This window comes from Prescottella agglutinans, assembly GCF_004011865.1.
In the GTDB taxonomy this organism is placed as follows: Bacteria; Actinomycetota; Actinomycetes; order Mycobacteriales; family Mycobacteriaceae; genus Prescottella; species Prescottella agglutinans.
This window is the reverse complement of the sequence record NZ_RKLP01000009.1, coordinates 105,398-126,758: the sequence shown is the minus strand read 5'-3', so window position 1 is coordinate 126,758 and position 21,361 is coordinate 105,398. Positions and strand designations below refer to the sequence as shown.

Sequence of the window (21,361 nt, the reverse complement as noted above, 5' to 3'; positions counted from 1 at the left end):
TTATCGCCTCCACAGCCCATCGAAGTGATGGAACGCCAACTGGGTGCCGAACGCGTCGATGTTGTCTTTCACGTTCACGATGAGCACTTCCTCGGAGCCACCGTTCGCGGGGCCGCGCAGCCCGCGGCCGATCATCTGCTGATATCGGTTGGGGCTGAACGTCGGTCGCGCAACGTAGACGGCACCAACCTTAGGGGCGTCGAAGCCCTGCGACAGAACGTTGTAGTTCGTCAAGACCCGAATTTCACCCGTCCGGAACTTCTGGATCAACCTCCGCCGCTCCGGGGCGGGGGTGTAGCCGTCGATCGACGCTGCGGGGATGCCCCCGTTCGCCAGCACCGCAGCGAGGACCTGGGCGTGCTGGACGGAAGCAGAGAACACGAGGGCCGTCATGTCCGTCGGCAGCTTCTCCAGGGAATCAAGGATCCCCTTGTTCCGGTCATGGTCTGCCGCGACTGCCTTGAGGTCGATGCGGTAGTCGTCGAGGTGCATCGACTCTGCCTCCGACGTCTTACGGGCCTTCTCTGGAGTCAACATCATGCCGTCGAGCTCGAGGTGCTTGACCCGCGCCAGGATCCCCATCTCCTGTAGGACCTCGTGGGGGTCCCCGTCGAAGACACCGTCGGTCAGCAGATTGGCGTCGTAGCGGTTGATCAGGCCCTTGGTCTGCTCCTCGTTGTGGCCGCGGTACGGGCTGGCCGACAATCCGAGCAAAGCCCGGTCACGTTCCTTGGCGCCCCGCTTGAGCCACTTGAACAGCTCGGTGTACGTCTTGCTGATCGAGGTGTGTGCCTCGTCGACCAGGACGACTTCGGCGTTGGTCAGCCACTCGTGATTGCCCTTGCGCGCCAACGACAACAGCTTGGCGTCAGTTGCCACCACGAGGTGAGCACCGTCCTCTGCAGGTGCGGCGTCGTTCGCTCCCCAGAGCCGACTGATGGTCAGACGCGCACCGGCAGGCGCCAGCGCCGACCACGTGTACGACCAGGTGTCGACAGCCTGCTCGCACAGTTCCTCGGACTGCGCGATCCAGATGATGAGCGGCTCGGTCTCGGACTCCTTCACGAAACGGATCAGCGATTCGACCGCCACCCGCGTCTTGCCCGAACCCGTCGGCAACGCGACGATCCCACGGTTCTTGCCACCCGACTTCAGCAGCTCGAGAACGTTCGTCACGACCCGTTCCTGATAGTCGTGCAGCGGCGGCAGCGCGACCGGACCGATCACCTGGAACCGAGCGGCCGGCGCGGCGACACGTGCACCCGCGTAGTCCGGCGACAGCCCCAGCTCCTTGACCGCGGTGGAGGCCTGAACGCCACCCGACAGCTTCGGAAGAACGACGCCCTTTTCCTCGATCGCCGGGGCGAGGCGACTGAGCAAGCTAGCACCGCGGGAGGCGCGGGCCATGCCTGCGATCTCGTCGGGTGTCAGCTTCTTTCCGCGACGACGTTCCGCCAGCGCCTTGGCACCGGCCGGAATCTCCTTCTCCAGCGCATCGACGCCGGCCAACATTACGAACTTGCGGTTCTCGTCCTTCTCCGCCTGAACCTTCCGGCGGAGCTGGCTCGCGGCGCCTCGGACCCCGATCTGATGAACCTTCGTCTGGTCTGCCGCGGACAGCGAGAGCCGGAGCTCGCGAGCCAGACGTTCGAGCAGCACCTCGTCCGACATGTCGTCGCGGAAGTACACGCACCGCTCACCGTCCCGAAGAAGATCGTGGTCGGTCACGGTGACCCCAGCGCTGTCCCCCGTTCCGAGCTCGACCGAAATCGCCGAACAGGGAACGAGATCTACGTCTTGCGGCGAGGTGACGAAGGCACGGATACCCGGGAACTTGTCCGCAAGTGCGACAGGCTCACCCGATGCCGCCGTGAGGACCTTCCGGCTGATGACGGCGCGCGCGTCGATCAAGCCCCAGCGCTCGATGAGCATCACGACATGCCGATCGTTCTCGACCAACACCGCCGGGTAGCCGTTGTCGACCAAGGCGTCGTAGTCGGCGGAAGTGCACGTCACGTAAGTCTCGGACGGCGCCGCCAAGGTCGCTCCGGACGACGGCGTGACCCCGAGCTCATCGGGGGTGGGTGCACCCGCTTCCGCCGCATAGCCGTACAGCCGATTGACATGCTCCTGGTCGAGGAACCGCCACGGGTTCACGAGGATGCGGGCCCACCGACGCGCGTCGATGTCCTCCGCAAGCTCGAGCGCACTGGCATGTTCCGGGGTGACACGCGCCACCGGAATCAGGTCGTCGGGAATCCCAGGGATCGAGGCGACAGCATCCGTCACCGAACGACGGCCGTAGGCGGTTTCGAGCACACCATGCCGCTTCAACCACCACACCGCGGGGTTCGCGAAGGACATGACGGAACCGTCTGCACTGCTGGTGGAGTCGAGCCTCCACGGCGTCGTCGACGTCCGAAGCACATACGTCGTCAGCGCCGCACGCCCATCCTCACTTAGCTGCGCCGCAACGTCGAGGCCGCACACGGTCGTGCCGGCCGAGATCCGGATCTTCGACGCGGTGACCTTCACGCCGCGCCCTGACTGCCACTCGACGTAGGCCGAACGTGCGGCCTCAGTCCAGTCCGCGAACCACTGTTCCTCCTTGTCGGGCACCCCGACGGGAGGTTCCGAGGAGGCGCCAAGTTGGCGCAGCAGTGCGATGTCCGCCGCGTGGAACGCGGTGTCGATCGCGAGCGCGCCGTCTCGGCTTCCGTCGGCAGGAACCAGCACACCCGGCAGCAGCACGCGCCCGAGCTGCTCGACGCGTCGGGCGAGAGTGCGCACGGGAATCTCCGCGAGACCGAACCCCGCGGTGAGCGCCTTGGCGGCATCGTTCACCGGCAGTCCGCGGGTGAGGTTCCACAGCTGCTCGACCATCGCTCCGGTGACAGTCGACTGACGCATCCGTGCGACCTGAGCACGCAGACGTCCGAGTTGGTCAAGGCGTCCGATCCCGAGGCGAACCAACGCCCCGACTGCCTCCGCGTCCGCCGCGACAGCGGGGTGGACGTACTCGGGGCCGGTCTCGTCACCCGTTTCGGGGAGGAAGATGAGACCGGGTCGTGGCAGCTTCAGGGTCCCGTCGGCTGCGAGAACGAAGGCAGCCTTACGCATTTCGACCATGTGCTCGGCTGCGTCCGAGTCGATCAGTGCCGCGAGCTTCGCGGCCTCTTGCGAGCCGACGACGCCGGCGCTGGCGGCGAGGTCGTGGAGCCATTCCCCGACACCGCGGGGCTTCGAGTCCGCGAATACCAAGAGCCGCTCGGCCTTCGCGCGGCGTTCCGCCGTGCGATCGACCGATCCGTGAACCCAATCCGACGGTCGACCGTCGACCGCTGCCCAGCGCGGCTTCCAGGAGCTGAACTCGGAGAGGAAACCGGGCTGCAGCTTCACCTTGTTCGGCCGGGCCAGCCGTCCGTCCATGTCCGGGAGACAGGGGACCTGGGCCACAGCCCTCATGATCGGCTCGTTGACCGCATCGTCAGCCCACGAACGCTGCTCGCGTCCACGGCTCGGCAGGATGTCGAGGATCGAACCGGGATCCTGGTCGTCGACGAGCTCAGCGAGATTGGAGCTGACCAGATCCGGGAGGACGCTGGTCAGGACCTCACGGTTGTACAGCCCGTCGAGGATGTCGTGCCGATCCTCGTTGGTCTTGAACGGCGCGTTGACGATTCCGGCAAGACTCGTCCGCGAGTTCGTCGGAAAATAGGACCAGAAGGAACCAACCCGAGTACGCCCCTTCTGGGGCACCGCCCACGCCAGGTCGATCCGCCCCCGGCCCGAGATTTCACCCGCATCTTTGCGGGCCTCGGGACTGGGCTGATGGGTGACGCGGAAGACGTTCCACACCTCTTTGCCGCCCTCGGCCACGAGGGTGACGCGGGAGCCGTCGCGCTGCGCACGCCACGATTTACCAGTCTCAGTGTCGTCGTTCCGGAGGTCCAGGCCGTCGACATGTTCTGCGAACAAGAGGAACTCGGCAGGAAACTCGAGCAGTTTCGCCCCGAGCCAGTCGATCCCTTCCTTCAACGGCAGACGAACGACGGTGGTCGCCCACTCCATCAGCTCGCTCAGCACCGTATCCGATGCGGCCTCGGCGCTCGGATCGAAGGGAAACCCGATCCGCAGCACCGGAGTCCGCGGAACACCCGGATTGATGCTGCGTACCATCTCTTCGCTGGCGCCTCGGTCGAACCGGATCGAGACGTCGCGACTGATGATCTCCGGTGTGTCCGAGATCCCGAGTACGGACTTGAAGCCCAACCCGAATCGGCCGATCTCCTCGTCACGCTTCCGCGAGATATGGGACGCCATCAGCGTCTCGATACCCGAACTCGTCAGTGGCGCACCCTCATTCGCGCAGTACAGGTTCCCGTTCGCGAGAACCAACGCGATACGACCACGGGTCTGCACCATCGCATCGGCAGCATTCTGAACCAGCTCGTACAGCTGCTTGCGCCCGTATCCACCCTCGACGTTCGAGAGCTCGATGCCCGCATCTTGCTCGATCAAGTTCGGCTTTACCCTGTAGGCAGCCAGACACTGTTCGGTCTGGCTGCGGACGTGATCCGCCAGCCCGCCTTCAGCTCCAGCCCATTTCGTTGCCATCGTCCCACCCTTAGGTCGCACAGTTCTCGTCAGCCGCCCCCGACCTGCGCCGTCTGCGGAATGTCGACGATCGAGGGCAAACCGTTACGGGCATAACGGGCAATCGACGCCGAGCCCTCAAACATTGCCACAACCCACCGACAAGTCGGAGCGAAATCTCACTGTGCGGAAAAGGACTGGCTGACAAACGGTTGATTCAGGGACGAACAACCGACCCTTCACTGCGGTGACGACTAGTCGACCGGCGAACTCCACTGACCGCGAACAGCCCTGTCAATCTTGTGGGTATCAAGCGGGTTACCGAGAGCTGCCGCGAGTACGTGCGCGCCCAGACGAGGAGGAATCGCGTTGCCAATCTGTTGAGCCAGGTCGTTTCCCGACCACGGGTAGTCGAGCGGAAAGGTCTGAAGACGGCCGGCCTCGCGGTGCGTGAACCGCTCGAGTTCGACGTCCTCCGGGGTAACCACGCGGTTCCGCGAAACCTTACCGGTGACGGTGGCTGCGGGCTGATGCGACCAGCGTCGGCCACGCGCCTTCGGATCGCCGCCCGAACCATAGTTGGAGATCACGACGAACGGCTCCGGCCTAGAGGGGCGATCGACTGTTTCCCACGACTGCCGTTGAAGCGCCTCGCCGAGTGTCGTCCACGGCAGCAGACCTCTGTGCCCGTCCTCCCGTGGCACGTCCTTTCGGTACCGCCGGTGAGTTGCGCCGGGAAGGCGCGCAGGCTCTTCGCGTCGCGCGATCAGAACTGCCCGGCGCCGCGTTTGAGGAACCCCGAACTCTTCAGTGCGCAAGATGCCGAAGTCGACCTTGTAGCCAATTGAAGCGAGCACCTCACCAACGGCCTCCCAGACTGGAAGAACCGCCGGCACCTGCTCGAGCACTATCGCTTCGTAAGGGCGTTCGCACTCGTGGGCTTCCAAGGCCCAACGCAGGGGCTCCAGCACCAGCCCTGTTCGCTCGTCTTCGAGTTGGGCAACGTCGGCCCGAACATCTTCCCTGTTGCCCATTCGCTTCACGAAAGCGAGAACCTGCTCGAGGGCACGACGCCCACTTCCCGAGCCCGCGACCGTGTAGGTCTGGCAGGGCGGCCCGCCGGCGAGGATCGTCGCGTTGGGAAACTCAGATGGCCCGTAGTCCCGCACGTCCCCGAACACCGTCCGGAGTCCCGCTGCCTCCCGCGTCGCGCGGGCGTTCGCATCCCACTCGATCCCGGTAGCTGGGACCCCCAGCCAATGGGCAGCAACGTCAAGCCCACCAGGTCCCGCGAAGAGGTCCACGATCTCGGGTCGCGCGGCGTCAACCGATCGCGGCAAAGCAGGGGTCATGGACGGGGATTTTATCGGCTCTATCCGTCACACTTTGCCAGCAGGACTTGATGCGTCCTGCATCACGAAGCCTCCTCCAATGGGGCAGTCATCGCCGCGATACGGTTAGCACGCAAGCACGCCAACAGAGCAGCGCCCGAACCGTAGATCCGGCCGGCGCCGGACAGGGGAACAAATGACCGAGCACGACACCACCGACCAGCCGCTGCAGCTCGACGGCGCGTTCGCGATCGCGACGGACAGCCGCGACCAGCTGCACGCCCTCAGCCTCCGCACGCTGACCGAGCTGCTGGGCAGCGCGCCGGAGGTCGACGAGGACGGCGACATCGCGATCCCGGTCCACGGCTTCGGGCTCTACGTCACCGTCGCCGAGGACGGTCCGCAGCTGCACGTGTGGGCGTCGATCCTCTCGGAGCTCGGTGACGGCGCCGCCGCCACGCAGAACCTGCCGGAGCTCACCGCCGAGTGGCCGCGCCTGCGCTTCACCATCGAGGACGGGCACCTGCTGGTCTCGACGCTGGTCGACGCCGACCCGTTCGCGCCGCAGCACCTGATCAACCTGGTCGACGAGATCCACGAGCTCACCCACGACCTCGACGACGACTTCGCCGCCAAGTTCGGTGGCGTCCTCGACTGCGACGCCGACGACGACTCCTACGCCGGCGGCTGCGGCGGCTGCGGTGACGACTGTGCGTGCGGCGGCCACGACGCCGGCGACCTCGGGGAGACCATCCCCGTCGGACAGCCGAACAACTGACCCTTCGCGGTGCGTGGTGAGTAGCTTCGGCGCTGCTCACCGCGCGCCGCGACCAGGCTTTGCCGCACTATATGCAAGCACCCGCGCATAGGGCGGGCGTTATCGCCGTTGGGTTGATCGTCTGGCGATTGCGACGAGGCACCCCAACCCGGATGGTACTGCCCCTCAGCTGTAGGGCCAGTAGCGGAACTGGCTCTGATCGCCCCGCTTCTTCGGGGGAACCCGATGACCGTGCGGACCCACGACTCGATCGAACAAACTCCCCGACGTCACGGGTTCGACGCGAAAGCCTGAGCGCCTCGTCGGGGCACCGTTGGCCGTCACCGTCGGAATAGTCTCGGCCGAGCCTTCGAGAATGCGGAAGAGCCCGCGAGTGACGCCCTCATGTACGGCCACCAGGTGCTCGATTCCCTTCGACTTCACATTGTCGGGGTTCAGCGTCCACCAGCAACGCACTGAATTCCCCAGCCGAACAATCTCCTTTTCGAGGACCTTCTTGTCCTTCCACGCCGGGTGAAATCCGTGCCCGTCGCGCACGACACCGCCTGGGCACTCTTCCTCGGCCTCGGTCCACCCATTCAGTGTGATGAGCAGCAGCGGGTCCTGCGCAGTGAGCTGGGGCGCCGCCAACGCGTCCACAATGTCACTGAGACGAGCGATACCACTGTCACTCTTCCCCCCACGTACTCGGTTGGTGAGCGCCGTTCCGCCACTGAGAGATATCGGGCGTGAGCCTTCCGACAGTGGGGCAATCGCAAATGTGAGCAGAAGGTCGATCACGGTCGCCTCGACATGCCCGTACTCCGCTATCGACATCCCGCGGCGAAGGATCCAGATATCGACCTCGAGGCCTGCCGCCTCGATCTCGTTGATCCTGGCAAGCTTCGCCTTCTCCGCGGTTGTTTCCTCGTCAACCGACAACGCCCGCGCAGCCCAGCCGTGATGGAGCACCCGGTCCCGAGTGCCCTTACCCACATAGAACGGCACTCCCCCGCGCGGATCGACGAGCGCGTACACGTAACGCCCCAAATAGTCAGCGATCTCCGGTGCGATTGCCTCGTTTGCCACTTTCCCCCCTGATTCGACTGCTCCAAAGTTCACCCGACGCGACAAACCGGACCGTCTTTCACGTCGGGATTGCCACGGTACTTGGATAGAAGGACATCAACTACTTGCTCGCCCGCTGGGCGTCGGGCCGCACCGACGTCCAGCCGGCGATGAGCGACTCCATGTCGCTCCGGCCCCGCAGCGCGGGCATCTCCGCGCTCGTCGACGGCGCCGGAACCTTGTCTCCGGCCAGGAACGGCCGAATGAGGTCGATCGGTACGGGGAACACCACCGTCGAGTTGTTCTCCCCGCCCAACTCCCCCAGCGTCTGCAGGTAACGCAGCTGCAGGGTGGTCGGGTTGCGGCTGATGATGTCGGCGGCCTCGGCGAGCCGCGCCGACGCCTGGAACTCGGCCTCCGCGTTGATGATCTTGGCGCGGCGTTCGCGCTCGGCCTCCGCCTGCCGCGCGATGGCCCGCTGCATGTCCCGCGGGATCTCGACGTCCTTGATCTCCACGGTGGTGACCTTCACCCCCCACGGCTCGGTCTGCTGGTCGATCACCTTCTGCAGGTCCTCGTTGAGCCGCTCCCGCTCGGCCAGCAGGGCATCCAACTCCGCCTTGCCGAGAATCGACCGCAGCGTGGTCTGCGCGATCTGCGAGGTCGCCGCATAGTAGTCCTCCACCCCGACGATCGCCCGGTCCGCGTCCACCACCCGGAAGTACGCGACGGCGGTCACCTTCACCGGCACGTTGTCCCGGGTGATCACCTCCTGCATCGGGACGTTCAACGTGACGGTGCGCAGGCTCACCCGCACCATCCGGTCGACGGCCGGGATCAGCAGCACCAGCCCCGGGCCCCGCAACTCGACGAGGCGGCCGAGGCGGAACAGCACGCCCCGCTCGTACTCGCGCAGCACCCGCACCGCGGCCGAGGCCACGATCACGACGAGCAGCGCGACGACGATGGCGGCAAGGACGATGGTGGTCAACATGGCAGCTCCCACGGTTCACGACGGCGCACGCTCAGGGTGAGCCCGCGCACGCCCTCGACGACCACCGACTCCCCCACCCGAGGGATCTCGGTGTAGCCGAATTCCATTTGTGCGCGCCAAATTCCGCCGTCGGCCTCGACCTGCCCGTGGGTCCCGTCCCAGCTCCGGACGGTGGCCGGGGAGCCGACCAGTGACTGCACCCCTGTTTGTACCGGCGTCCGACGCGCCGACAGAACCTTCCGGCCGGCCACCGCCGCGGCACCCAATCCGGCGACGCCGATGCCGAGGGTGACGGGCAGCGCGACTTCCATCCCCAGCCCGCCTTCGGTGAACAGCAGCCACGCCCCGGTCCCGGCCAGCAGGGTCCCGATCACGCCCAGGGCACCGAAGGTCGGCACGTGCGCCTCGATCACGATCAGCAGCACGCCCATCACCAGCGCCAACGCGCCCAACCCGGTCATCTGCATTCACCTGCGGCGAGGGCCCGGTCGCTCGCGTAGCCACCCGCGATCGAGCCCTCACCGTCAAAGGTATGCCCGGCCGCGCCGGGGTGCCACCGTGTCGTGCACCGCCGCTGTCCGTGATCGGTGCGATCATCGCCGCATGCATCTGCTCGACGACGGGTTCGCGCCTCCGGAGGCCTGCGTGCAGTGGTGCCGGGCACGGGCCTACCCGCTGCACGTGTTGGACGACAGCGCCCACATCGACCTCGACTGGTGGAACCACCACCTGCGCGAACACAAGCACGAGATCGTCCTGCACGGTCGGGATCTCGACGGCCACGTGGTCGATCGCGGCATCGCCGTCGTGCAGCGCAACGACCTGCAACTCGGCAGCGAACTGGTCGACGCCGACCACGACGCGCTCGGTCTGCTGTTCCTGTGCGCGGCCTGGCGCAGCGCCCACCGCAGCCGCCGTGCGACCCGTCGCCTGCCCGACGTCTTCCACCCGCACGCGGACCAGGACCCGCTCGGCAGGATCAAGCAGGTCCTGGACCGGTGCGCCAAGGACAAGCGGATCCCCGATCCGTCGGGTGACGCGTGGTCGGGATGGCCGGACATGCCCGGCGTCGGCGTGCCGCTCATGGCGCTGTTCATGTGGGCGGCCGGTGTCCGGCGGGAGGGGATCCGCGCCCAGCTGATCGACCAGCACGGCGTCTCGACGCTGATCCACGAGGGCTGGCTCGAGGAGCCGTCGGTCAGCGGCTTCACGATCCGCCGCTACGACCGCTACCTGCAACTGCTCAGCGACTGGGCGACCCGGGTGGGCACCGAGCCGGAGCTGATCGAGATGTGGCTGGTGCAGCGCTGGAACGCGCGCGTGCAGGAGGCCCGCAGCGGCGCCCGCGCCGAGCCGACGCTGTTCTGAACCACCCGCCCGCGTTCTCGGGGACACTGGCCTCATGCCGAGCAATCCCGTCACCATCACCGTCACCGGTCACGCCGAGCGCACGTCCGCACCCAATCGCTGTGTGGTGCATCTGAACATCGCGTTCGACGGCACCACCCGCGCCGAGGCCGCCGATCACGCGACCGAGTCCGCAGCGGCGCTGACGAAACTGATCCGCACGCTCGACGGCGATTCGTCGACGCCGCTCCGCCGGTGGTCGCTCGATCAGGTCCAGCACTCCCGCTTCCGCCCGTACCATCCGCAGGGCAAGAAGCTGCCGTGGAACTACCAGTCGACGGCGTCCGGTTCGGTGACGTTCCGCGACCTCGCCGCCGTCGCGGCCTTCGTCGATCAGGTGTCCGCGATCGAGGGCGTCAACGTCGCGCACCTGGAGTGGAAGCTCACCCGGAAGGCGCACGCGGAGGCCCTGGACCGGATCCGGGGCCTCGCGGTCCGCGACGCGCTCGCGAAGGCCGAGGGCTACACCCGCAGCCTGGGCTGCCGCCGGATCGAGGCCGTGGCGATCGCCGATCCCGGCATGCTGAACGCAGGGCAGCGCCCGGACTTCGGGCCTCCGACCGCGCGGATGATGGCGGCCTCTGCTCCGGCACCGGACAACCACGCCGACCGGCCTGCGATCGAGCTGAAGCCTGAGCCGATCGGTATCCGCGCCGACGTCGAGGCGCGGTTCGAGGCGAAGTGACCGGCGATCCACGATCGGCGCAAAGGCGGGCGTCACAGTCCGTGGTCGGGCGATCGCAGGAGGCCGCGGTGACGAAGTGGATCGAAGTTCTGGCGACGATGGCGGACGGCCCGCAGCTTCCCGTCTCGGGAACGGTGCGTTCGTTCCGTGTCGAGACCGCACCCGTCCGGGTTCGGACCGCGCACTACGGCGTCTCCCCTATCCGGATCGGTCTCTGGGCTGACGACGTGCACGTGCTCCGTCACGGCCGCAGGATACGGATCGAGGACACCACCACCGGCGCACCGCTGTTCATCTCCGACGGCGAGACCGGCTGGCGATTCGTTCCCGATCACGACGAGCCAGTCGGGACCGGGGTTCCGAACTTTGACTTCATCGGGCCGGGCAAGGAGCTGTTCCTCACGCCGCCCCTCGAGAACTGGATCACCCTCCGACGGCGTCCGACCGGACCGGTGCGCGACATCGAGTTCGCCGGTCGACGCTGCTGGGAAGTGGAGCTGGCGCTACACCGCGACCGTGCGCCGGCGACGCAGCTGGTGATCGACGCCGAGACCGGAGCCGTACTCGCGCACCGCAGCGCAGACGGGGCGGAGGGCGCACACTTCCTCGACGTGACCGTCCACGACGACGTTTCGGACGACGACCCGTTCACGTGGACGGGACCGATCCGCACACCCCTCGACCTCGGCAAGGAGCAGCGCGCCCGCGAGGATGAGCGGCAACGCGCCAGCCACGAATGGTTCCGCAGCCACGTCGCCGGCGCCCCGATGCAGGCGGCGGTCACGGTGAACTTCACACCGAGCGAGTTCGCCGCACTGGATGAGGACACCGGCGCGTTCGAGGCGATGTTCGCGAAGGGCCTGGGGACGCTGTATCGGCGTCCGCGCTCGCAGGAGCCGTGGCATCTCCCGCTCCGCGGCGTCCGGAACTTCCCGCTCGCGTGGCGGGCGTGGTCGACATCCGACTTCGACTGGGCCTGCGCTCTCGACCTACAGGACGGCAGCCTGACGTCGGACACGATCGCCGAGCTGCAGCGGCAACTCCACCCGAACGACGCCGTCGTTGGCGAGCCGCCGATCCCGGTGCGCGGCTGAGCCAGGGGCGGCAGCGGTCACTTCGGTGTCTCGGGAGCAACCCAGATCCGCTCGGCCGGACCTGATCCCATACGGGGTCGATCGAAGCCACCGGCGGCGTATCATTCGCCCGGTTGCCGATCGGCGCCAACGATTTCGACGGGGAGGAACGCGAATGATCGAACGTCCTGTGCAGCTCGATGGCCGGTGGGCCGGGGGCTCGGCACCCAAGGTTCTCGCAGCCTGCGCGCTGGCCACCGGGATCCTGATGGGGAGCACGGGAACTGCAGGGGCCGAATCCGTTTCGAGTTCGTCGTCTTCCTCCTCCAGTTCCTCCTCCAGTGTGGATGCGGAATGGGAGACCTCGTGGGCCGCCTACCAGCTCGAGAAGAGCCTGGCCGGCTCGGCGCTGAAGACCGTGACCGTCGACCTGCCGGTCACCATCGACGCGCCCGTTGATCGGGTGTTCCCGGCGTATTCGAACCTCTACAACAGCCTCGGACGGCACCCGTTCCTGCGCGACGTGCTCGACCACCGCACGTACACCGAGGGTGACGCCGACGTCTGGGAGTTCATCGCCCTCGAGGACGTCCCGGCCGGTTCGGTGTCGATTCCGGGACGCACCGTCGGGCAGCAGCGGGTGTACGCCGCCGACCGCTGGTACAGCACCGACACCTGGGACATGCCCGGCGTGATCACCCAGCAGAAGGTCACCTTCGCCGAGGAGGGCGGCGCGACGACGGTCACCGAGCACCTGACGTTTTCGGCGCCGGCGGTGCTGATCGACTACACCGTGCAGAACGGCGTGTCCTCACACATCGAGAACCAGCAGGCCATGAAGCGCGACATCGAGAACGGCACACTCTAGAGCTACTGTGCGGCGGTAGGCGGGGTCGCGAAACCCTCGCCTACCTCCGCAGTCCGCTCGCCCGCAGCACCCGCCGCCCCACCGCGGCCCGCACGGCGTCCTCGGTGCCGACGATCCGGACGTGGGTGCGGGCGCGGGTGATGGCGGTGTAGAGCAATTCTCGGGTGAGCAGCGACGACTGCTCCCCCGGCAGGATCACCGAGACCACGTCGTACTGGCTGCCCTGGCTGCGGTGAATCGTCATCGCGTACACCGTCTGCACCGACGCCAGGTGGCTCAGGTGCAGCAGATACGGTTCCTCGCCGCGCGCGAACGCCGCCACCAGGTCGCCGTCGGCACCGTCGGCGACGACCACGCCGGTGTCGCCGTTGTAGATCCGCATCTCGTGGTCGTTCGCGGTCACCATCAGCGGCTGCCCCGCGTACCAGCGGTCCGGATCCAGCCGGCTGCCCGTGGCCTCGCCGATCCACGTCATCGCGTTGCGCGCCCACCACGACGCCCCGAACGGGCCCTCCCGGTGCGCGCACAGCAACCGGTGTTTCTCCGACGCCCGGACCGCGGCGGCGGCGTCACCGGCCAGCGCGGCGGCCGTCACCTCTGCCGACGTCGACACCACGTCGGCGCGCAGCCCGGCCAGGTCCTCGGGGTCGACGAACGAGACGTCCGCGGCCCCGCTGCGCAGGATCTCGAGGGTGCGCTCCTCGTCGCCGTCGCGCACCGCGACCGCCAACTGTGCGATCGCGCCGCCGAACCGGCGTCCGCGGCTGAGCCGAATCACGCCGCCCCGCAAGCGGTCCCGCTCGGTCGCACTCAGCGCCGCCTCGGCCGGGTCGTCGGACGCCGACAGGTCGGCGCCCACCACCCGCGCCAGCACCGGGTTCTCGACACCGGTCACCGGCCGGACCACTAGATCGGCGAGGACGGCACCTGCGTCCACCGACGTCAGCTGGTCGGGGTCGCCGACCAGCACCAGCCGCGCCTCGGGCCGCACGGCCTCGAGCAGCCGGCACATCATCGTCAGCGACACCATCGACGTCTCGTCGACCACGATCACGTCATAGGGCAGGTGGTTGGTCTCGTTGAACCGGAAACGGCTGGTCCCCCGCTGCCAGCCGAGCATCCGGTGCAGCGTCATCGCCGGCAGGTCCGCCCGCAGCCCCACCGCGTCGGCCTGCTCGCGCACCGACTCCTGCAGCCGCGCCGCGGCCTTACCGGTGGGCGCCGCCAGCCCGATGCGCAGGCCGGGCTGCTGCCGTTCGAGCAGCGCCAGCACCCGCGCGACGGTGTGTGTCTTGCCGGTGCCGGGGCCGCCGGCGATCACCGATGTCCAGTGCGTGGCCGCGACGGCCGCCGCGATGCGCTGCCGGTCCGGGGCGTCCGACGGCCGCGACGGATCGGCGAAGTCGCGGAACAACTCGTCCAGCCCGGCCCGCAGCAGGGCCTCGTCGACGGCGGGATGGCCGTGGGCGCGCTCGTCGAGGATCCGGCGCACGGTCTGTTCCTGCCGGTAGTACCGGTCCAGGTACAGCAGGCCGTCCACCAGCCGCAGCGGTCGCAGCGGCCCGGCGTCGCCGCCGACGACCAGCGGGCTCGACGCCAGCCCCTCGGCGACGACGGCGTCGTCCGGCCACGGCAGCGCGGCGGGGTCGACGTCGAACTCCTCGTCGACGGTCACCTCCCGGAGGCGGCTCAGGTCCAGGCACACCGACCCGGAGCGCACGGCCCGCACGGCGAGCGCGGTCGCCAGGTGCACCGGCTCGCGGGTCTCCCCGCCGAGCGCCGCCAGACGCAGCGCGACGTGCACGTCGGCCGCCTCGAGCACCCCGGCCTCGTTGAATTCGCGCAGCACACCCTTGCCGCGCTGCGCGACGCGCGCCTCGATCACCGGTCCCCCTCCCGATCGCCGGACGCCGCCAGCAGATCCGACAGCTCCACCACCAGTGCCGCGGGCGGATCCCAGTCGAACACGCCCGCCCCGCCCGGGGTGTCGGGGCCGACCATGCCGCGCACGAACAGGTACTGCACCCCACCCAGATGCGTGGCCGGGTCGTAGCCGGGCAGCCGCCAGCGCAGATACCGGTGCAGCGCAACGGCATACAGCAGCGCCTGCAGCGGATAGTGCGAGCGCATCATCTCCCCGGCCATCGCGTCGCGGGTGAAGTCGGCGGTGGTCAGCTCACCGGGGGCGATCCGGTTCGTCTTGTAGTCGACGATCACGAACCGCGGCCCGTCCGCCCCCGACAGCCGCAGCACCGCGTCGATGCTGCCGGTGAGGTAGCCGCGCAGCGGGGTCGGCTCCAGCGTGGCGAGCCGGTCCGCGTACGGCGCGAGGACGTCGTCGGCCGGCAGGTGTCGGCGCAGCAACTCGACGATCCGGTGCAGCGTCACGGTGAGCACCGCGGGATCGTCGCCGCCGCCGAGTGGCAGCTCGAAGTCCAACTCCGGCAGCCGGTCCCGCGGGGTGATGTCGGCGAGCGTGCCGCGACCCCCGGCGAGCGGGGTGCGCAGCACCGGCAGCAGCGCGTCGGCCAGCGCCACCGGGTCCACCTGCGACATCCGCGCCGCGACCGCCTCGGCGCAGTGCCGCCGCAGTTCGGTCTCGAGATCGTCGGCCGCGGTGTCGACGTGCTCGAGGATCTCGTGAACGAGGGTGCCGAACACCGCGCCGTACGGCATGTCGTTCATGGTCGACGGGATCGCATCCGCCGCCTCGGCGGGCGTGATCAACGCGGGTTCCTCGGGCTCGTCGTCGGTCTCGGGTTCCTCGGCCTCGCTGGTCACGCCGGGATGCTCGTGCGCCGACGCGGTCAGCGCCGTGTACGACGTGCGCCGCCACCCGGCGTCGAGCACCCGGTCGAACACGGCGGCGGCGAGCGCGCCGGACTCCTCCTGCGGCGGCGTCCACGACAGCCGCGGGATCGGGTCGGCGCTGACAGCCTCCACCGAGATCGCGGCGGGCGCGGTGTCGGCCCACCGCGTCAGCTGCTGCGCGACGGCGGGATCGTCGGGCACCCCGACCTTCTGCGGCACCTCGGCCTCGGCGGGGTCGCGCCCGAACAGGATCCGGTGCAGCGGTCCCTCGCTGGTGCCGTAGGCGGGCGCCCACCACAGCACCAGCTGGCACTTCGCCCGGGTGAGCGCGACGTACAGCAGCCGCAGGTCCTCGCCCGCGGCCTCGGCGTCGCGGCGGCGCCGGCGGTCGTTGTACTCGGGGCTGCCCTCGCCGCCGATGTCGAGGACGCGCCGGCCGTGCTCGTCGTGCAGCAGCAGCCGGTTGGGGTCGGAGTAGCGCCCGGTGCTCCACGCGAACGGCACGTAGACAATCGGGTACTCGAGGCCCTTGCTCGCGTGCACCGTCGCCAGCTGGACGGCGGCGGCGTCCGAGTCGAGGCGGCGGCTGCGGTCGCCGCCCCCGGACTTGGGGTCCTCGATGCGGTCGGTGAGCCAGCCGGTGAGCGCGGTGAGGCCGAGGGATTCGTCGACCGCCACGGCCCCGAGCAGCTGGGCGATGTGCCGCAGGTCGGTGAGGGCGCGCTCCCCGGACGCGACGGCGAGCAGGCGCTTCTCGAGTTCGGTGTCGGCGGCGAGCCGCTCGAACAACGCCGCGAACCCGGACTGGCCGAACAGCGCGGACAGGTCCCGCAGCCGGCCGCCCACCGTCGCGACCAGGTCGTCGCTGGCGGCGTCCATCCGCTCGGCGGTCCACCCGAACAGCGGGGTGAGCGCGGCCAGGCGCACCCGGTCCGGCCGGTGCGGTTGTTCGAGCGCCTGCAGCACCCGCAGCCAGTGGTGCGCGGCGGGCGTCTCGAACACGCTGCTGCCGCCCGCCAGCACGGACGGGACACCGGCCCGGTCGAGGGCCTCCCGGGCCAGGGCGATCTGCGCGTTGGTGCCCGCGAGGATCGCGATGTCGCCCGGTTCGACGCGGCGGCGGGTGCCGTTCAGGTCGAGGGTGGCGTCGCTGTCGAGGAGGCGGACGATGTCGGCGGCCACGTCGGCGGCGACGCGCTCGCGCACCCGCCCGACGACCGGGAATCCGGAGTTGTTGAGCCGCCCCGCGCCGGCCCGCGGCAGGTAGCGCACCCGCAGCGGGGGCGCGCCGTCCAGCCGCGATCCCGCCTTGGCCGCGTCGACGGCGTGCACGACGATGTCCCGGTGCCCGAGCGCGGCGCCGCCGTGCAGATAGTGCAGTGCCGCCACCAGATCCGCGTCGCTGCGCCAGTTGCAGGTGAGCTCCAGCCGACGATCCGCGGCGTCGACCGCGTCCAGGTAGCTGAGCACCTCGGCGCCCCGGAACGCGTAGATGGCCTGCTTGGGATCGCCGACGAGCACCAGCGTCGAATGCCCGTGGAAGGCGGCGCTGAGGATCCCCCACTGCTGCGGGTCGGTGTCCTGGAACTCGTCGACGAGCACCACCCGGTAGCGTTCGCGCACCCGGCGGCAGGCCGCCGCACCGTGCTCGCGGTCGGTGAGCACACCGTGCAGCAGGGCGGGCAGGTCGTCGAAGTCGCGGATCCCGGCCAACCGCTTGCGGCGGCGGGTCTCCTCCCGCACCGCGGTCGCGAAGCGGACGGCGTCGCCGGCGCGGGTGCCGTCGGCGTCCTCCGGCGCGAGCACCGCCTGGGGGTCGAAGATCGCGGCCCGGGCCGCCGCGCGCGCGTCGCCGGGCCGCAGGGTGCGGGTGTCGGCGCGCCCGAAGTGCCGCACGTACAGGTCGGCGATGACCTCCTCGACGAGGTCGTCGGCCTCCTCGACCAGCACGGCGTCGGGGTCGCGCTCGCCGGCGATGCCGAGACCGTCGAGCATGCGCTGGCAGAAGCTGTGGGTGGTGACGATGGTGCCGGCGTCGAAGTCCGACAGCGCCTGCACCAGGCGTCGGCGGCGCTCGGCCACCTCGACGTCGTCGGCGTTCGCCAGGTGCGCGACCAGCCGGTCGCTGCTGGCGCGCGCGGCCGCCGGGTCCGTCAATCCCGCTGCCGCCGAGGCGAACCGCTCGCGGGTGCGCTCGCGCAGCTCCTTGGTCGCGGCGCGGCTGAAGGTGACCAGCAGCAGCTGCGACAGGTCGACGCCCTCCTCGGCGACGAAGCGGGCCGCCAGCCCGACGATCGCGTAGGTCTTGCCGGTGCCGGCGCTGGCCTCGAGGACCGTGGTGCCCGTCGGGAGCGGCGCGAACAGGTCGAAGGCGGTGTCGATCTCGGTCACTCCCGTCGTCACGGCTCCCCCAGCGTCTCGGCCGCCAGCAGCGGGCCCCACAGCACGGCGGCCTCGGTGCCGAAGCAGGTGGGTTCGTAGGCGCCGGGCGGCGCCTGCTCGGTGGTGAGGACCGACAGGCTGGCGCCGGCCCCGTGCACGTACTGGATGTGTCGGTCCTTGCCGTCGCCGAAGTCGCCGCCCCATTCCCGGTCGGCGGCCACCAGCGCGAGTTCGATGGATCGTCCCCGGAACCGCTGGTCGGCGTATGCGGCAGAGGCACCGGGCGCCATCGGCAGCGGATGCTGGAGGCCGCGATCGCGCATGTCGACCAGGCGGCGCAGGATCTCGGGCGCGTTCTCCGGTGCCACCAGCATCGAGCGCGCGACGGGCGACCGGCCCCGGCCGCGCCCGGTGGTGACCGCGGTTGGGTTCGCGAACCGTCCGGTGGCCGCCACCGCGAGCAGACGCACCCATGCGCCGATCCGGTGCTTCGCGGCGAGCCGGGAGAACGTGGTCCGGGCGACGACGTCGCCGTGCACGCCGTCGACGGTCCCGACGAGCCGACGGCCACCGCCGAGGTCGACGTCGATGTCGACAGCCTCGGCGCCCCCGGTGTGCACGGGTGCGGCCGCGCGGACGAGCGATTCGACGGTCCACTCGATGTCGGCGAGAGCCGTCTCGCCGAGCCTCGCGGGCGGCAGGGTGCCGCGCCGCCACTCGGCCGCCCGGAACGCGGCCGGGTCGGTGCCGGCGATGCGGGCGGCGAGCATGCGGTCGCCGATCCCCCACCGCGCGAGCGGATCGAGTTCCAGGTCGAGGGCGTCGGCGGCGTCCTCGTCGAGGTCGGGCACCCGGAACCCGAGACGCTGGCGCAGGAACCCCTGGATGGGGTGTTCGAGGAACGCGATGAGGTCGGCGAGGTCGACGACGCCGTCGCCGACCTCGGCGGCGGGCAGCGGCCCCGGTAGGAACGCCGGTTCGGCGGCCGGCGGCTGCTGCGCCGAGCGCGCCCCCGCCAGCGAGGCGGCGTCGAAGCTCCGCGGGGCGGCCGGGTCGAAGTTGCGGGGATCGAAGGGCTGCAACGGGTGCCGCGTCACGACGGCGCCCGATCCCGTCATCGCCTCGAGGACGTCGCGCAGCTCGCTCAGCGGCACGGCGGGCGGCCGCGGGGTGCCGTTGACCGGGTCGGCACCGGTGTGGAACAGCAGCAGCCGCTCGGCCGCGGACATGATCGCGTCGAGCAGCAGCTGCCGGTCCTCGCTGCGCGGATCGCGTTCCCCGAGAAGCGGATCGCGGGCCAGGACGTCGTCGCCGTCGATGTTGGTGCCGCGGGGGAAGACGTCGTCGTCGAGACCGAGGAGCACCACCACACGGTGCGGGACCGATCGCATCGGCACCATCGTGCACACGGTGAGCTCGCCGGTGCGGAAGTTGGCGCGGGTGGGCCGGCCGGCGAGGCGGGACCGCAGCATCGCCCGGACGTCGGCGAGGCGCAGCTGCGCGTCGCCGCCGTGCTCGACGGCGGCGGCCAGCTCGCGCCGCGCCTGCCCGAGCTGCCAGGAGTCGGCGTCAGCCACGTCCACCAGCAGGTCGAGGGCGCGGGACAGTGCGGCCGACCACTGTTCGGCGGACTGCGGTCCGGTGAGCCCGCGCAGCGACACGTCGATCCGGTCGATGTACTCGGCGAGGCGCCCGGTGAGGTCGATGTCGTTGCTCTCGACGTCGTCGAGCGGCAGTGCGAGCGAGAGCCATTCGCCGTCGGCGTCGTCGGCGGCGGCGCCGAGCAGGATCCGGTCGAGCGCGCCCTTGATGGTGTTCTGTTCGAAGCCGTCGAGCCCGAAGGCCCGCCGCTCGCGGATACCGATGCCCCAGCGCGCACCGGCCGCGGCGGTCCACTCCCGGATGCGTTCGAGGGCGTCGTCGTCGAACCGGAAGCGGCGGCGGACCGGACCGGTGGCCGCGAGGTCGATCACCTGGCTGATCGTGACGCGGGAGTCCGCGAGATCGAGCAGCGTGGACACGACCCCGAGCACCGGATTGGTCTGGTGCAGTGCACGATCCGCCAGCCGCACCCGCAGCCGGTGGCCCGGGTGGCTGAGCGGGCCGTGGACGCCCTGCCCGAACGCCGCGCGGACCAGCGGCGCGTACGTCTCGACGTCGGGGCACATGACGATCACGTCGCGCGGTTCGAGCGTCGGATCGGTCTGGAACAGGTGCAGCAGGCGTTCCCGCAGCGCCTCGACCTGCCGGGCCGGCCCGTGGCAGGAGTGGATCTCGACGGTGTCGTCGGGCGGGCAGGCCGACGGCGCCCGGTCGGCGGCGATGTCGGACTGCAGGCGCCCCAGCAGCGTCGGCGGTCGCGACGGGCCCGGGTGATGGACGTCGACCACGCCGACGGCCGCGAGCCGCGACTGCAACTCGCGCACGTCCCGGGCGAGGCTTGCGAGCAGCGGATGGTCCACGTCGAGCGCCCGCATGTCGTCGGCGCGCCGCCGCGGCGGATCGGTGTCCGCCAGCGCACCCCACATCTCGATGCTCGGGTGCGGAATCCAGAGGTGCACATCGCGATTAGCGCCGATCGCGGACAGCACCTCGATCTGGTCGGTGCCCAGGCGCGTGGGCCCGAACAGCGACAGCCGCTCCGGCAGGTCGAGGAGGCCCGGCTCTGCCCGCAGTCGCATGCAGGCACCCCCGAGTCGCTCGGCCGGACTCGGGCTGCCGATCCTCTCCCGCAGCTGACGCCACAACTGCGCCTGCCACAGCAGATCGTCGTCCAGCGGCGAGGTGCCGTCGGAGTCGCGTCCGGCGGCCCAGTCGACGAGCATGGCGGGCCGCTGCGCACCGTACGAGCGGAACAGTTCGGCCAGGTGCGCGGCGGTGCCGTAGCGGCGCCCGGCCCGGTGGTCGTCAGCGCCGTGCCCGAGGTGACGGGCGAGCACCGCACACCACGGTTCGGACACGCAGTCGTCGATCACCTGCAGCAGCGTCCACAGCATCCGCGACGGGTGCCAGGGATCGTCGTCGACGTCGTAGCCGGTCGCGGCCGCGAGCGCCTGGTCGATCAGGCGCGTGGGCGACGGGAACTCGATGTTGGCGGCGACACCGTCATCGTGGCCGGCGTCACCCGCACCCAGCACGTGTGACAGGCGCTGCGTCAGCCACCGCTCGACACCCTTCGCGGGAACCGCGATCACCTCACGCTGGAACGGGTCCGCGAGGGGCCTGACCAGCACCTCGGCGAGCGCGGACGCGAGCGTGCCAGCACTCTCGGCGCGGTGCAGCGTCAGCAAGTGTCGTACCCCCTAGGTGGCCCAGTCGGCGTCATCGGATCAACAGATTCGGCCTAGAAGTATCACACCGCACCGACACCGACGCCACCAGCGCGGCGC

The 21,361-nt window shown here is 69.8% G+C and carries 13 protein-coding genes; 5 read left to right on the top strand and 8 right to left on the bottom strand.

What is annotated here, in order from left to right:
- Together EGT67_RS17595 and EGT67_RS17590 are read right to left on the bottom strand one after the other, a co-directional pair.
- Nucleotides 1–4,521 (bottom strand): DEAD/DEAH box helicase, encoded by a 4,521-nt coding sequence (locus tag EGT67_RS17595; RefSeq protein ID WP_164877595.1) that lies wholly within the window; start codon nucleotides 4,519–4,521, stop codon nucleotides 1–3.
- Between the two features lie 329 nt (nucleotides 4,522–4,850).
- Nucleotides 4,851–5,948, bottom strand: a complete 1,098-nt coding sequence (locus EGT67_RS17590; protein WP_127917381.1) for a DNA cytosine methyltransferase — start codon at nucleotides 5,946–5,948, stop codon at nucleotides 4,851–4,853.
- A gap of 175 nt (nucleotides 5,949–6,123) precedes the next feature.
- Between EGT67_RS17590 and EGT67_RS17585 the strand changes: the two genes are divergently transcribed.
- Nucleotides 6,124–6,705 (top strand): T3SS (YopN, CesT) and YbjN peptide-binding chaperone 1, encoded by a 582-nt coding sequence (locus EGT67_RS17585; RefSeq protein ID WP_127917380.1) that lies wholly within the window; start codon nucleotides 6,124–6,126, stop codon nucleotides 6,703–6,705.
- Nucleotides 6,706–6,870: 165 nt separating this feature from the next.
- Here the strand turns inward: EGT67_RS17585 and EGT67_RS17580 are convergent, their stop codons facing one another.
- The 3 genes from EGT67_RS17580 to EGT67_RS17570 form a co-directional block, all read right to left on the bottom strand.
- Nucleotides 6,871–7,773, bottom strand: a complete 903-nt coding sequence (locus EGT67_RS17580; protein WP_127917379.1) for a GIY-YIG nuclease family protein — start codon at nucleotides 7,771–7,773, stop codon at nucleotides 6,871–6,873.
- A 100-nt stretch (nucleotides 7,774–7,873) separates the two neighbouring features.
- Entirely contained in the window at nucleotides 7,874–8,743 is an 870-nt protein-coding gene (locus EGT67_RS17575) for a slipin family protein (protein ID WP_241566106.1), read from the bottom strand.
- Nucleotides 8,740–9,207 (bottom strand): NfeD family protein, encoded by a 468-nt coding sequence (locus EGT67_RS17570; RefSeq protein ID WP_127917377.1) that lies wholly within the window; start codon nucleotides 9,205–9,207, stop codon nucleotides 8,740–8,742. Before EGT67_RS17570 ends, EGT67_RS17575 begins: the two co-directional genes overlap by 4 nt.
- 142 nt (nucleotides 9,208–9,349) lie before the next feature.
- Here EGT67_RS17570 and EGT67_RS17565 point away from each other — a divergent pair, with 142 nt between their 5' ends.
- The 4 genes from EGT67_RS17565 to EGT67_RS17550 all read left to right on the top strand — a co-directional run bounded on the left by EGT67_RS17565 (nucleotide 9,350) and on the right by EGT67_RS17550 (nucleotide 12,779).
- Nucleotides 9,350–10,114 carry an 8-oxoguanine DNA glycosylase OGG fold protein gene (locus EGT67_RS17565; RefSeq protein WP_127917376.1) on the top strand — a complete coding sequence of 255 codons (765 nt, stop codon included), beginning with the start codon at nucleotides 9,350–9,352 and terminating at the stop codon, nucleotides 10,112–10,114.
- A gap of 34 nt (nucleotides 10,115–10,148) precedes the next feature.
- A complete protein-coding gene (locus EGT67_RS17560; RefSeq protein ID WP_127917375.1) occupies nucleotides 10,149–10,838 on the top strand; it encodes an SIMPL domain-containing protein in 690 nt (229 codons plus the stop codon).
- 68 nt (nucleotides 10,839–10,906) lie between these two features.
- Complete coding sequence (locus EGT67_RS17555) at nucleotides 10,907–11,932, top strand: hypothetical protein (protein ID WP_127917374.1); 1,026 nt, start codon at nucleotides 10,907–10,909, stop codon at nucleotides 11,930–11,932.
- Between the two features lie 154 nt (nucleotides 11,933–12,086).
- Entirely contained in the window at nucleotides 12,087–12,779 is a 693-nt protein-coding gene (locus tag EGT67_RS17550; protein ID WP_127917373.1) for an SRPBCC family protein, read from the top strand.
- 40 nt (nucleotides 12,780–12,819) lie between these two features.
- On the opposite strand, the gene recD is transcribed toward EGT67_RS17550, so the two are convergent.
- From recD to recC, 3 genes are read right to left on the bottom strand one after another with little or no spacing between them, the layout of a single operon-like run.
- Nucleotides 12,820–14,664 carry an exodeoxyribonuclease V subunit alpha gene (gene recD / locus EGT67_RS17545; protein ID WP_127917372.1) on the bottom strand — a complete coding sequence of 615 codons (1,845 nt, stop codon included), beginning with the start codon at nucleotides 14,662–14,664 and terminating at the stop codon, nucleotides 12,820–12,822.
- Nucleotides 14,661–17,993, bottom strand: a complete 3,333-nt coding sequence (locus tag EGT67_RS17540) for a UvrD-helicase domain-containing protein (RefSeq protein WP_241566093.1) — start codon at nucleotides 17,991–17,993, stop codon at nucleotides 14,661–14,663. Before EGT67_RS17540 ends, recD begins: the two co-directional genes overlap by 4 nt.
- The gene (gene recC / locus EGT67_RS17535; protein WP_127917370.1) at nucleotides 17,990–21,262 is read right to left on the bottom strand and encodes an exodeoxyribonuclease V subunit gamma; all 3,273 of its coding nucleotides are present in this window, start codon (nucleotides 21,260–21,262) and stop codon (nucleotides 17,990–17,992) included. The genes EGT67_RS17540 and recC overlap by 4 nt, the downstream gene beginning before the upstream one ends.
- Between the last annotated feature and the right edge of the window lie 99 nt (nucleotides 21,263–21,361).